This is a genomic window from Halorhodospira sp. 9628 (assembly GCF_022228075.1).
GTDB lineage: Bacteria > Pseudomonadota > Gammaproteobacteria > Nitrococcales > Halorhodospiraceae > Halorhodospira > Halorhodospira halophila_A.
On sequence record NZ_JAJNRF010000005.1, the window covers coordinates 12,511 to 24,943 of the forward strand.

Below are 12,433 nucleotides of genomic sequence, written 5' to 3' on the forward strand. Positions count from 1 at the left end.
TCCGCCGAGTGCGGGATCAATCGCCGACCGAGTGGTAGGCCGGGATGGCCTCCTGCTGGATGAACAGCACGGCGCGGCGGTGGCGGCTGGCCGGTGCCTCAAGGTGGGCGTGGTACTCCGAGTACAAGCGGCCGGCCGGGTGGTGGTGGAGCTCGGCGCCGATCACGAAGGCCAGCGCCCGGCGCCAGGCCACGGCGTGATCCGCCTCGCCGGCTGCGTCGAGCACCGACAGGGCGTGCCCGACCGTGCGCAGCGTGGCACCGGGGGCGCGCTCGACCACGGCCTCGTGGATCAGGTTCACCACCAGGCTCTCGCGCGCGTCGCTGGCGGCGGGGCTGGCGTGGAGGAGCGTGCCCGCCCACCCCTGGGGGACCATCGCCGGACCCATGCCCCGGGCCAGGTCGCGCAGATAGGCTTCGTGGGCCTCGGGGAAGTCGGCCACAGCGCCGATCAGCCAGACGCCGAGCAGATCACCGAGCAGCTCGGGGCCCGTTCCCGCGCCAGCGATCCTGCGCGCGTGCAGGGCCGCGCACGCCGCCCCTAGGGCCGCGGTGGCGTTCTCGTGGTGGAGGAACGGCGTGCCGGCCCGGTCCAGGCCCCGCTCGATGAGCAGCACCGGGGCCTCGAAGCGGTCCTGCTCGAGCAGGCCAAGCAGGGTGGCCAGGGCCACCGGCGGCTCCTCGTGGACCAGGTCCACCACCGGCACCGCCTCGCGGGAGCGCGGCGCGCCGATGCGCACCGCCTCGCGGTAGCCGGTTTCGCCGGCCCACGCCCAGAGCTGGGTACGGAGCAGCTGGATGCGATTCGGGGGCGGTGTCTCTTGACTCACGAGGCAGACCCGGGTGGACTGTAGGCAATAGCCTACGTGGTGCCTGCCTCGGTTACAATCGGCATCACGATCAGCAGCCAAGCGGGAGAGCATGGTGCCGGATCCCCAGACCCACGATCGCACAGACCTGGTACAGCCGAACGCGGCGAACCGCTATGAGGTCACCGCCCGGGACCTGCCGGTCTGCTGCCCGCTGCCCGGCATGTACCTGTGGAACTCCCATCCGCGGGTCTACCTGCCCGTCCACGAGACCGGCAGCATGATCTGCCCCTATTGCGGTGCCACTTACGTCCTCAAGGATGACGACCGGCTCGCCGTCGAGATCGGCGGTCAGCGGGAGTGGAAATAACCCCTACGGCCCGGCGGCCGGTCGGCGCGGATCAGGGCGGAGTGCACACCATGCAGGCGGAAGATCTCGTCGAGGACTTCGGGCGTTCGGACGCCTGGTATCTCGTCTACAGCAAGCCTAGGCAGGAGGAGCGGGCCTGGTGGAACCTGGATCACCAGGGCTATCGCTGCTTCCTGCCCATGGCGCGGTTCCGGCGTCGCCGCCAGCGGCGGTATCAGACCGTCGTCGAGCCGATGTTCCCGCGCTACCTGTTCATCCGTCTGGCCGCAGGGGTCGAGGACTGGAGCCCGATCCGCTCGACCACCGGCGTGAACGGGCTGGTGCGCTTCGGCACCTGGCCGGCCCGCGTGCCGGACGGGCTGGTGGAAACCATCCGGCAGCGCATCGAGGACGGCCACTGCGACCTGGCCCCCGACCCCCTGCAGCCCGGCGAGCGGGTGCGCGTGCTCGACGGCCCATTCCAGTCCTACGAGGGGATCTTCCGTGCCTCGCGCAGCGAGGAGCGGGTCATGATCCTGCTCGACGTGGCCGGGCAGCACACCACGCTGACCGTCTCCCAGCACCAGGTCGAGCGCGCCTGAGCCGTCCGGAGCCGCGTCAGCGTTCCGCGGCGCGGATCTCCCCGCGGATCCGCCCCCAGGCGATCCCCAGGTACTCGTGGAAGGCGCGCTCGGTCATGTGCAGCGCGTGTACCGAGGGACGCAACCCGTGGCCCGGATGGGCCTCCGCGCCGGGCTCTCGTTCGCGCACACGGTGGCGCGTCGGGGCGGGGATCGGCTTGAGCCCCTGCCCCCGGAACAGGCCCATGGCCCGCGGCATGTGCGAGGCCTCGGTGACCAGGATGATCGACCCGGCCTCATCGCCGAGCCGCTCGGCCATCGCCCGGGCCTCTTCGGCGGTATTGCGGGGCTCGGCCAGGCGCTCGACAGCGCCGGCGTCGAGGCCAACCTCGCCCATCAGACGGTGGAGCACCGCCGAGTTGGGGGTATCGCCGCGCACCGCACCGCCGGTCAGCCAGAGGGTGCTCTGCGGAAAGTGGCGCTGGAGGCGCACTCCTTCGAGGACCCGGGTAACGCCGTCGGCGTTGGCCTGCGCGGTGACCGGCAGCTGCGGATCGAGCCGGTGGCCGTGGCCGAGGACGACGATGTCGGTCACCGGCGCCTCCTCGCCCTCGGCGATCCCGGCCGGATCAAGCAGCGCCGGGTAGCGCTGCTCCAGCGGGGCGAGCAAACGGCTGGCGGTCGGTTCCCAGCTGGCTAGATAGAGCGCCGCCACGGTGACGATCAGCACCCCCCGACCCCAGCGCCCGTAGCGGGTGAAGAGCAGGACCAGGCCGACGATGCCGGCCAGCACCAGGAGGCTCAGGGGCATCAGGACCGCCCCGGCGAGCTTGCTGATCACGAACACGAGTCACCCCTCCCTGTCCTCTACACCGGGACTCAGACCATCTCTACCGGGTCCACATCCAGCGACCAGCGGACCTGGCGGGCCCCTTCCAGGCTGCCGAGCCCGCCGCTCCAACTCACCAGAAAACGCTGCAGATCGACCCGCCGCTCGGCGCGGATCATCAACTGCGCCCGGTGCCGACCCTCGCGCCGCTCCATGGGCGCCGGCACCGGGCCGAGCAGCTCCACCCCGCCGTCCGCGCCGACCCGGCTTCGACCATACTGGGCCGCCGACTCAAGGAAAAGGTACGGCGCGTCGGCATTCACCGACTCGGCACGCAAAAGAGCCAGCGCGGCGTAAGGCGGCAGGCCGGCGGCGTGGCGCTCGGCCAGGTGGGCCTCGGCGAAGGCGGGATAGCCCCGCTCGAGCAGAACCCGCAGCAGCGGATGCTCCGGATGGCGGGTCTGCAGCAGCACCTCGCCGGGCTGATCGCCGCGCCCGGCGCGGCCGGCCACCTGCACCACAAGCTGCGCCAACCGCTCGGTGGCCCGGAAGTCTGCGCCGAACAGCCCCTGATCCACATCGATCACCGCCACCAGGGTCACCGCCGGCAGGTGGTGCCCCTTGGCCAGCATCTGCGTACCGATCAGCAACTGGGCGTCGCCCCGGTGAGCGGCCGCAAGATGGGCCTCGAGCTCGCCGCGGCGCCGGGTGGTGTCGCGGTCGATGCGCAGCTGCCCCACGCCGGGGAAGAGTTCCGTGAGCGCCTCCTCAAGGCGCTCGGTTCCGGGCCCCAGCGGGCGCAGATCCGCCGCACCGCAATCCGGGCAGGCCGCCGGCAGGCGCGCGCTGTATCCGCAGTGGTGGCAGCGCAGCTGGCCGCGGCTGCGGTGGTAGGTCAGCCGCGCATCACAGCGGTGGCATTCGGCCACCCAGCCGCAGGCGTGGCAGGTAAGCACCGGGGCGTAGCCGCGCCGGTTGAGGAACAGCAGCGCCTGCGAGCCAGCGTCCAGGTGCCGGCGCAACGCCTCCTGCAGCGGTGCGGAAATCCCTCCAACCAGACGGCGGCTGCGGATATCGACCAGCTGCACACTCGGGGCACGGGCCTCGCCCGCCCGATGCGGCAGGCGCAGGTGGGTGTAGCGACCGGCCCGCGCATTGTGCAGAGACTCCAACGAGGGCGTAGCCGAGCCGAGCACGACCGGCACATCCAGGGTGCGGGCCCGCAGAACCGCCAGGTCCCGCGCCGAGTAGCGGAACCCCTCCTGCTGTGCCAACGAGGGGTCGTGCTCCTCGTCGACGACGATCAGCCCCGGACGCGGGAGCGGCGTGAAGATGGCCGAGCGGGTGCCGAGGATCACCGCCGCGTCGCCGTCCCGGGCGGCCAGCCAGGCCTCGGCGCGGTCGGCGCCGGACAGCCCGGAGTGGAGCACCACCACCGAGCCGCGCAGGCGCTCGCGCAGGCGCTCAAGGAACTGCGGGGCGAGTCCGATCTCGGGGACCAGGATCAGCACCTGCCGCCCCGAGGCCAGCGCCCGGGCTGCGGCCTGCAGATAGACCTCGGTCTTACCGCTGCCGGTCACCCCCTCGAGCAGGAAGGCGGCGTACCCCTCGGTATCCAGGATCGCGGCCAGGGCGCGCTGCTGATCGGCGTCAAGCTCTGGCCCCGGGCGGGGCGCCGGCACCGTCTCGGCCCCGCGCTCGGCCGGGTGGTACTCGCGATGGAGCAGGCCGGCCCGCTCCATGAGGCGCCCGGCCCGCTGCCAGGCAGGCTGCTCCGCCACCAGCGTGGCACAGGGCGCGGCACCGCCGGCCTCCACCAGGCGGCGACGCAGCTCCGCCTGGCGCGGGGCCCGGCGCACCGGGGCATCATCCTCACGCAGCCGCTCGTCCAGGCGCCACCAGGCCACCGCCCGCCGTGCCGGGCGGCCCTGGCGCAGCGGGCCCGGCAGCCCGGTGGCCAGGGCTGTGCCCAGCGGGTAGCGGTAGTAGCGCGCCGCCCAGGTGAGCGTCTCCAGCAGTTCGGCGTCGAGCAGCGGCCTCTCATCCACCCAGGCGGTGGCGGCGCGCAGCCTCGCTGCCGGCACCTCGGAGCCCCGGCACACCTCCACGACGATGCCCACGGCGCGACTGCGGCCGAGCGGCACCTCGACCCGACAGCCGACGGGGTCATCAGGCCAGGCGCCGGACGGCGGGCGGTAATCCAGCGCCTCCTGCAGCGGGCGGGGCACCGCCACCCGCAGAACCGGCGGCAACCCCGCTGCACAGGGGTGACCGGCGTCCGGGCGCGCGCTAGAGTCGTCAGCCATGGAGCCGGAGACCGCCATCGCCGAGCTGCAGGCCGCCATCGAGCCCATCCTCCACGCCCATCCCGAGGGCGTGACCGAGATGACCCTGATGGACCGGCTCGCCGCCGACGGGCATCCGCTGTTCACGCGCGAGGGGCGCAGCGAGCCGGCGGCGCTCTACCGCGCCCACTTCCTGCTCTTCCACGCCCTCTACCGATTGCGCCCGGCACTGGCCGAGGCCGGCCTGGGGTTGGAGATCCACTGCCTGTGCATCCGGCTGCACCGGCTGCCCGGGCGCGCTGCGGCCGAGCGCGCACTGATCGGCGCCGACCCGTTGGCCGCCTTCTACCTCGACCCGGGCAACCTGGAGGGCATGGACAACGCCGCGGTGGAGCGGCTGATCGCCGACGGCCTGTGCCGGGCCCTGGGCGCGGGCGACCGGGCGGCGGACCTCGCCGAGCTGGGCCTCGCCCCGGGAGCCCCGCCGGCGGAGATCCGGCGCCGCTACCGGCGCCTGGCCATGCGTCACCATCCGGACCGGGGCGGCGATACCGCGACCCTGCAGCGGATCAACGACGCCTACCAGCGCCTGATGGCCCGCTGAGACGCACCGCGGCGCCCGGTCCATGGGATCAGCCCCGCGCCGCCGGCCGCAGCCGGCCGCGCCCGCCGTCCGGCACCATGCGCCCGAAGTACAGGAAGCCCAGGGCCAGCCACGCGGTGGTGATCACGGCCGCGAGGATCAGCACCGGGACCGGCCCGAACTGGTAGATCAGCGGCACCGACGCCGCGGTGAACAGCCCCCCGCCGACGATGGGCTCGAAGAGCAGCTGCTTGTAGCCGAAGCTCTCCAGGGCGCCGGAACGGTTGTTGGGGTCGGCCATGCGCATGAGCAGCACGCCGGTAACCGTCACGCCCATGGACTGACCGAAGTCACCCACACCACGCTCGAACCAGTCGAAGGGGATGACGCGTGGAGCGATCACCACCAGCACGAACAACGACCAGGCGATGCCCGTTGCGGCCAACAGCAGGAAGGGCACCAGATGCTCGCCGAGGGCGGTCAGCGACAGGGTGGCCAGGGCGGCGACAATGGTGAAGTCCAGCGCCGTGCCGGAGATCCGCGACATGGTCCGCTCCGACACATATTCGGCATAGCCGGAGCGGATGATGAACACCTGCAGCAGCACGCCGCCGAGCATGGCCATCGGGAACAACGGCACGTGCTGTAGGATCTCCACCCCGCCGTCACGCGCCCAGGTGACCGCCTCGAGCCACTGCAGCGCCGAGAGCATCCCCCAGCCCAGCACCACGGCCAGGGCGACCAGGCCCAGGTGGACGGTGAGCGGATCAGTGGTCTGGCTCTCCTGCTGGCGGTCGCGGCGCAGGAGGTGGAGTTCACGGTCGCTGAAGCGCTCCTGGGCGCTACCGGGCCCCTGGGCATTCTCCGGGTGATCGATGATCCCCCGACGCACCGCCAGGTTGATCAGGATGGTGCCGACCACGACGCCGCCGACCAGGCCTACGGTGGCCAGCCCTAGGGCCAGATCGGCCCCGGCGGGGAAGCCGAGATCCTCGAAGGTACCGGCCATGCCGGCGGCCGTGCCGTGGCCGCCCTCGAAGCCGATCTCGATCAGCGCCCCGGCCATCGGACTCAGGCCGAAGACCGGCGTCAGCACCAGCAAAGCCAGCAGGATGCCCACCACGTACTGCCCCCACGCCATGGTCTGCCCGACCACGACCTGGGGGCCGGCGCGCAGCCAGATCTCGCGCAGCCCCGGTAGCGGCTTGCCGAGAAAGAGGGCGGCGAAGACGACGCTGATCAACAATCCGGGGATGGCCGACCAGGTGTCGTAGACGTAGTCCGGGAACAGCCCCGCGCCGTCCTCGAAGGGGCTGCCGATGAACCGGCCCAGCACCTCCGGGCCGAGCAGCAGCGCCACGGCACCGGCGATGATCGACGCCGGCAGGAACAGCCGCCGCGCCCAAAGCGTGTAGGCGCGCAGGACCGAGCTGGCCAGTACCAGCAGGCAGAGCACCAGGATGGCGATCAGGATCTCGGCAACAGCCATGGTCACTCACCCCCAATGAACACGAGGCGCATCGTACTGGCGCTTCGGCCTTCGGGGCCAGAGGGCGTCGCCTCAGGTGCCGACGGCGAACTGCTCCATGGCCCAGCCGACGCGCGCCTCCGCGGTGGCGTGCCGGCTTTCCAGGGCCTCAATGGCCCCCAGGCGCGGCAGCAACCCGCAGCCGTTGGCGATCTGCACCGACAGGCCGGGGCGGGCGTTGAGTTCCAGCAGCTGCGGGCCCCGATCCCGGTCCAGAACCAGATCAGCCCCCAGGTAACCGAGGCCGCTCATCTCTTGGCACCGCGCGGCAAGCTCCAGCAGCGAGCGCCAATCGGGGATGTCGATGTCGTCGAGCGTCACCCCGGTGTCCGGGTGCTGGTAGACGCGCTGGTCGTACTGCACCGCGTGGGCACACCGGCCGGTAGCGATGTCCAGGCCAACGCCCACCGCCCCCTGGTGGAGGTTGGCCTTGCCCTGGGAGTCCTTGGTGGACAGGCGCAGCATGGCCATCACCGGATAGCCGAGGAAGACCAGGACGCGGATATCCGGGATACCCTCGTAGGAGAGGGCCTCGAACCGGGGATCGAGGCGGATGCGATCCTCGAACACCGCGGTATCCGGCATGCCAGCCAGCGAGTGCAGCCCGGCCAGCGTGTTGGAGACGTGGCGCTGCAGATCCTCGAGCGAGAGCTCGCGCTCGCCGCCGGTCAGGAAGCGGTCGCCGCGGCGCCCGGTCACCACCAGGATCCCCTTGCCGCCCGCCCCCTTGGCCGGCTTGATGACGAACTCGTCTACCCCCTGCAGGCGCCCGGCCAGATCGCGGACCTCGTGCTGGTGACGGATGGTGAAGCGCAGCGACGGGGTGCCGACCCCATGCTCCTCGGCCAGCAGCTTGGTGCGCAGCTTGTCGTCGACCAGCGGGTACAGCCGCCGGTCGTTGTATTGGCCGATGTAGTGGACATTGCGCCGGTTCATCCCGAGGATCCCCGCCTGCCGCAGGCGCCGGGCCGTGCGCCAGTGGCGGAGGATCATCCCGAGGCCTCCCGGAAGGCGCTGAAGCGCTTGAGCTCGACCAGCCGGTAGCCGGTGTACTGCCCCATGAGCATGATCAGCGCGACCACCACCAGATTCAGTTCGGGGAAGTTGAAGGTCAGGTGCTCGGCCAGCGGGCGGCTCATGAGCAGGTACGCGGCCAGCGCCACGACCAGACTGCCGGTGCCCTGGGTGAGGACCTCGCGGGCCCCCTCCTCCTCCCAGAGGATGGACATGCGCTCGATGGTCCAGGCGATGATGATGATCGGGAAAAAGGCCAGGGTCATGCCGGTGGCGAAGCCGAGCTGATAGCCGAGCAGGCTCATCAGGCCAATCATGAAGACCACGATCACGATCACGGTGGCGATCCGGGCCACCAACAGCAGGTTGAGCCGCGATAGGTAGCCGCGCAGCAGCAGGCCCAGGGCGACGATGCCCACGAAGCTGATCAGCCCGGCGACCAGCTCTGTCTGCAGGAAGGCCAGGGCGATGAGCACCGGCATGAACGTCCCCGAGGTGCGGATGCCGACGATGATGCGCAGGAAGACGGTCACCAGCGCGCCCAGCGGGAGCAGCAGGAGCAGCTTGAAGGCGGTCTGCTGCTCGATGGGCAGCTGATGCACGCTGAGCACGCTCATCACGCCACCCCCCTCCTCCATCCGCGCCAGCTGCTCGGCCGGCACGTTCTGGCGGTTCATGGAGAAGGCCACGCGCGCGTTCTGCCCGCCGAAGAGATCGATGAGCGAGGCCCCGCCCCGGTGCCAGAGCAGCACATCGTCGTCGATGCCCTGCTGCCCGGTCACCGGGTTGAAGGGTAGCCAGTGGTCGTCGACGAAGATCTCCACCATCTGCACCGGCGTCTGGTTGCGCCGCCCGTCCTCCAACTCCAGGGCCAGCGAGGTGCGCGCCGGGACGCCGGCGTGGTGGAGCAGCCGCTCGATGACCACGGCGCGATCGTAGTTGTCGAGGAGCAGGTCAGCGGCACCGTCCCGGCCGGTCCCGAAGGCGTAGATCAGCTGGCGCGCCAGACTCTGCGGACTGGCGGAGGTCTCCTGGGCACGCTCAAGGATCTGCTCGGCGGCGGTCTCCTCCGCACCGGACCAGGTCGGCGAGGCCGGTTCACCCGGTGCCTGGTCCACCGTCCGGTCGCGGTGGTCTGAGCCATCCGGGGTGGCGTGGACCTTGTAGTAGAGGGTCTGATCGCCCTCGGCCTCGGCGATGGTCCACTCGCCGCGGACCACGCCGTCCTGTTCGACGGTGGAGAAGCCGTAACCGGGGGAGGCGGTGTGCTCGAGCGAGAGTTCGAACCCCGGTGGACGGTCGGGGACGTTGAAACTGACCAGCACGGAGTCGCCCTGGGCCTCGAAGTCGATCCGCGCCTCGACCAGCCAGACCGGCTTCTGGGCACCGGGCAGGAACGGCACGCCGGTGTCGATGTAGCGCCACGCCGCGGTAGCGGTCCCGACAACGATCAGCAGCGCCACCAGCGCGAAGAAGAGCCTCCGGGCCGTCATGGTCGCTCCCCCGGCCCCCTCACGCAGTGGCGGGCCGCCCGGCCCGTCTACTCGTCCCCGTCATCGTCGTCCGCCTCCTGCTCGTCGCCATCCGTGTCGTTGTCTTGATCGTCCTTGTCGTCATCGTCCCCGTCCTCCCCCGGATCCTCGTCGTCTTCCTCGATAATTTCCTCGACATGGTCATCGGCATCGATGGCGTCGAGATCCTCGTCATCCGGGGTCACGGGTTCGGTGGCACGCTTCAGGCCGACGTCGACCACCGCCACATCGCGCAGCACATCGCGGCCGATCAGTACCGGGTAGGTCAGGTGGCTGCGGTCGGTCAGGGTGAACTCGGCCGTCTCCGAGAAGCGGCCGATGGTCACGTGCAACTCCACGACCGGCCGTGACTCCCGCCCGGAGGCCTGAACGATGGTGGCGCTGCGCGCCTTGGGGCGCTCGATGGCGATCCGGCCATCGCCGTCCGGGTTGAGCATCTGGAAACGGACCCACGGCTCGCCATCCCGCTCGAATTCCTCGATCTCGCGGGCGTCCACCGAGGAGGTGGAGGCGCCGGTATCGATCCGGGCATCGAACAGCAGCCCCGGCGGATCCAGTTGCAGCTCCTCGATCTCGCCAAAGACGAGCATGCCGTCGGCACTGAGCTCCTGACCCGGGCGCAACTGATCGTCGGGACAGGCCGGCTCGTCCGAGCACTCGGGGTCGCCCGGATCGACGGGGCGCAGCGGCACCAGCCAGCGGTTCGCCGTCTGCGCCTCCATGGCGCCGGCGATGCGCGCCAGCTGCGCCTCGCGCGCCAGCTCACGGGATCGCTCCTGGGCCTCGGCCAGGGCCTCCAGACGCTCGTCGACGCTGTCGAAGCGCTGCTCGAAACGTTCCGTCTCGGCCTTCTCGATGAGCAGGTGATCCGGGGCCGTACAGCCGGCCAGCAACAGGGCGCCGCCCACCGCCAGCAGGGCGGCACGCGGCAGGTTGATCAGGGCCATACCCGTCGGACCTCTTCCGTCGCAGTTTCGTTCCCGAGCCCCTCGCACGCCTCGCAGAGGATCCGCGCGATGGCCGAAACCGCCTCCGGGTCGCAGGTCGGGCACTTGCGTCGTACGACCACGCCGGCATTCCACGCGGCGTCGCGCCAGCGCTCGCCCTCCGGGGCGGCGGGAAGGTCCGTGGGCAGGTCTTGCAGGAAAAGCTTCTGCTCAATCGCCTCGGCGCGGAGCTCGGCGGCGATCAGCTGCTTGCGAAGCTCGTGGTTGTCATCCGCCAGATCGCGGGGCGGATGCAGCTTGAGGTGGCGCCGCAGGGCCCGGAGCGGGTCGATGACCTCTCGATCCCACTCCTGGCCCCGGCGGATGGCACCTTCGGCACTGGAGACCCCGAGCCGCCCCCGCCCCTGCAGACCGCTCCAGACGGCGGCCAGCAGGAGCGAAATGGACAGCCCGTAGCGGGCCTGAAGCTTGAGGCAGGCGGCTTCGACGCCCGGCCTGGCGTAGATATCCTCGGCGAAGCGCCAAAGCCGCTCGGACTCATCCAGCAAACCCGTTGCCTCCAGCAGACCGGCCGCAGCCGGCTTACATACCCTTGACGGTCTGGACCATTTCGGAGACGACCTTCTGGGCGTCGCCGAAGACCATGCGGGTATTGTCGCGGAAGAACAGCTTGTTCTCCACACCGGAGAAGCCGGCCCCCCGACCACGCTTGACCACGAGAACCTGGTCGGCGTAGTCCACGTTGAGGATCGGCATGCCGTAGATGGCGCTGCCCTCGTCCTCCCGGGCGGCCGGGTTGACCACGTCGTTGGCGCCGATGATCAGCACCACGTCGGTGTCCTCGAACTCCTCGTTGATCTCATCCATGTCGTAGATCATGTCGTAGGGCACGCCGGCCTCGGCGAGGAGCACGTTCATGTGGCCCGGCATGCGGCCGGCCACCGGGTGGATGGCGAACTTGACGTCCACGTCGTGCTTTTGCAGCAGCTCGACCATCTCCCAGAGCTTATGCTGGGCCTGCGCCACGGCCAGGCCATAGCCCGGGACGATGATCACCCGGTCGGCGTACCCCATCATGTAGGCGCCGTCGGCGGGACCGACCTCCTTCATCTCGCCCTCGGCCTCCGACTCGGCGGCGGCCGGAGCGGCTCCGAAGCCGCTGAACAGGATGTTCAGCAGCGAACGGTTCATGGCCTTGGCCATGAGCAGGGTCAGCAGCATGCCGGCGGCGCCCACCACCGTACCGGCGATGATCAGCGCCAGGTTGCCCAGGACGTACCCCTTGAAGCCCACGGCCAGGCCGGTCAGGGCGTTGAACAGGGAGATGACCACGGGCATGTCGGCACCGCCGATGGGCACGGTGATGAAGATGCCCAGCGCCAGTGCGGCGATGAAGAACAGCAGGATCGGGAAGCCGGAGCCGGTATTGAACACCCAGATCGCCAGCAGCAGGGTCGCCGCGGCCAGAGCCACGTTCCACCACTGGTGGTTCTCGACCAGGGTCGACTTCTTCAGGCGATCATCCAGCTTGGCCCAGGCGATCATGGAGCCGGAGAAGGCCACCGAGCCGATCACCGCACCGAGCAGGCCGAGTGCGGCCGCGTCGGAGCCCATGGCCGCGGCCACCGAGCCCTCGTCCGCTCGCGCGCCCTGGAGCAGGGAGACCGCGGCGATGGCACCGGCGGAACCGCCACCGAGGCCGTTGTAGACCGCCACCATCTGCGGCATCTCGGTCATCTGCACCTTGAGCGCCGTGTACCAGGCGAAGGCGCCGCCAAGGACGATGGCGATCAGGATCAGGGAGATGTTCTCCATCCCCACGCTCGGGTGGGCGAAGGTGGCCACCGTGGCCACGACCATGCCGACACCGGCCCACATCACGCCCTTGCGCGCCGTCACCGGCGAGCTCATGGCCTTCAGGCCGAAGATGAACAGGATGGAGGCGACGAAGTAACTGAGTTGGACTACGACACTCAT

The 12,433-nt window shown here is 70.5% G+C and carries 12 protein-coding genes; 3 read left to right on the forward strand and 9 right to left on the reverse strand.

The genetic code is table 11. The features are described 5' to 3' along the window. Positions 1-16: 16 nt before the first annotated feature. The gene (locus LRG10_RS06590; RefSeq protein WP_201173156.1) at positions 17-829 is read right to left on the reverse strand and encodes a hypothetical protein; all 813 of its coding nucleotides are present in this window, start codon (positions 827-829) and stop codon (positions 17-19) included. 91 nt (positions 830-920) lie between these two features. Between LRG10_RS06590 and LRG10_RS06595 the strand changes: the two genes are divergently transcribed. Together LRG10_RS06595 and rfaH are read left to right on the forward strand one after the other, a co-directional pair. Next, on the forward strand, positions 921-1,178 hold the full coding sequence (locus LRG10_RS06595) for a zinc-finger domain-containing protein (protein WP_207189725.1): 258 nt from the start codon (positions 921-923) through the stop codon (positions 1,176-1,178). 50 nt (positions 1,179-1,228) lie between these two features. Continuing rightward, positions 1,229-1,759: a transcription/translation regulatory transformer protein RfaH gene (gene rfaH / locus LRG10_RS06600; RefSeq protein ID WP_238634986.1), complete on the forward strand. Its 531-nt coding sequence runs from the start codon at positions 1,229-1,231 to the stop codon at positions 1,757-1,759. A 16-nt stretch (positions 1,760-1,775) separates the two neighbouring features. Here the strand turns inward: rfaH and LRG10_RS06605 are convergent, their stop codons facing one another. Together LRG10_RS06605 and LRG10_RS06610 are read right to left on the reverse strand one after the other, a co-directional pair. Then, positions 1,776-2,585: an ElyC/SanA/YdcF family protein gene (locus tag LRG10_RS06605; RefSeq protein WP_238634987.1), complete on the reverse strand. Its 810-nt coding sequence runs from the start codon at positions 2,583-2,585 to the stop codon at positions 1,776-1,778. A 32-nt stretch (positions 2,586-2,617) separates the two neighbouring features. After that, on the reverse strand, positions 2,618-4,873 hold the full coding sequence (locus LRG10_RS06610; protein WP_370641516.1) for a primosomal protein N': 2,256 nt from the start codon (positions 4,871-4,873) through the stop codon (positions 2,618-2,620). Between LRG10_RS06610 and LRG10_RS06615 the strand changes: the two genes are divergently transcribed. Beyond that, positions 4,872-5,456 (forward strand): DNA-J related domain-containing protein, encoded by a 585-nt coding sequence (locus tag LRG10_RS06615; protein WP_201241803.1) that lies wholly within the window; start codon positions 4,872-4,874, stop codon positions 5,454-5,456. The genes LRG10_RS06610 and LRG10_RS06615 overlap by 2 nt on opposite strands. Positions 5,457-5,484: 28 nt before the next feature. Here the strand turns inward: LRG10_RS06615 and LRG10_RS06620 are convergent, their stop codons facing one another. From LRG10_RS06620 to LRG10_RS06645, 6 genes are all read right to left on the reverse strand, one after another. Beyond that, positions 5,485-6,924 carry a sodium/glutamate symporter gene (locus LRG10_RS06620; RefSeq protein WP_201173165.1) on the reverse strand — a complete coding sequence of 480 codons (1,440 nt, stop codon included), beginning with the start codon at positions 6,922-6,924 and terminating at the stop codon, positions 5,485-5,487. Positions 6,925-6,996: 72 nt separating this feature from the next. Then, positions 6,997-7,956: an alpha-L-glutamate ligase-like protein gene (locus tag LRG10_RS06625; RefSeq protein ID WP_201173168.1), complete on the reverse strand. Its 960-nt coding sequence runs from the start codon at positions 7,954-7,956 to the stop codon at positions 6,997-6,999. Beyond that, the gene (locus LRG10_RS06630) at positions 7,953-9,470 is read right to left on the reverse strand and encodes an inactive transglutaminase family protein (RefSeq protein WP_238633261.1); all 1,518 of its coding nucleotides are present in this window, start codon (positions 9,468-9,470) and stop codon (positions 7,953-7,955) included. The genes LRG10_RS06625 and LRG10_RS06630 overlap by 4 nt, the downstream gene beginning before the upstream one ends. A gap of 47 nt (positions 9,471-9,517) precedes the next feature. Beyond that, positions 9,518-10,456, reverse strand: coding sequence for a RimK/LysX family protein (locus LRG10_RS06635; RefSeq protein WP_238634990.1), 939 nt, complete (start codon positions 10,454-10,456; stop codon positions 9,518-9,520). Next, the gene (locus LRG10_RS06640; protein WP_201173178.1) at positions 10,447-11,004 is read right to left on the reverse strand and encodes a TIGR02444 family protein; all 558 of its coding nucleotides are present in this window, start codon (positions 11,002-11,004) and stop codon (positions 10,447-10,449) included. Before LRG10_RS06640 ends, LRG10_RS06635 begins: the two co-directional genes overlap by 10 nt. Positions 11,005-11,038: 34 nt before the next feature. After that, entirely contained in the window at positions 11,039-12,433 is a 1,395-nt protein-coding gene (locus LRG10_RS06645; protein WP_201173179.1) for an NAD(P)(+) transhydrogenase (Re/Si-specific) subunit beta, read from the reverse strand.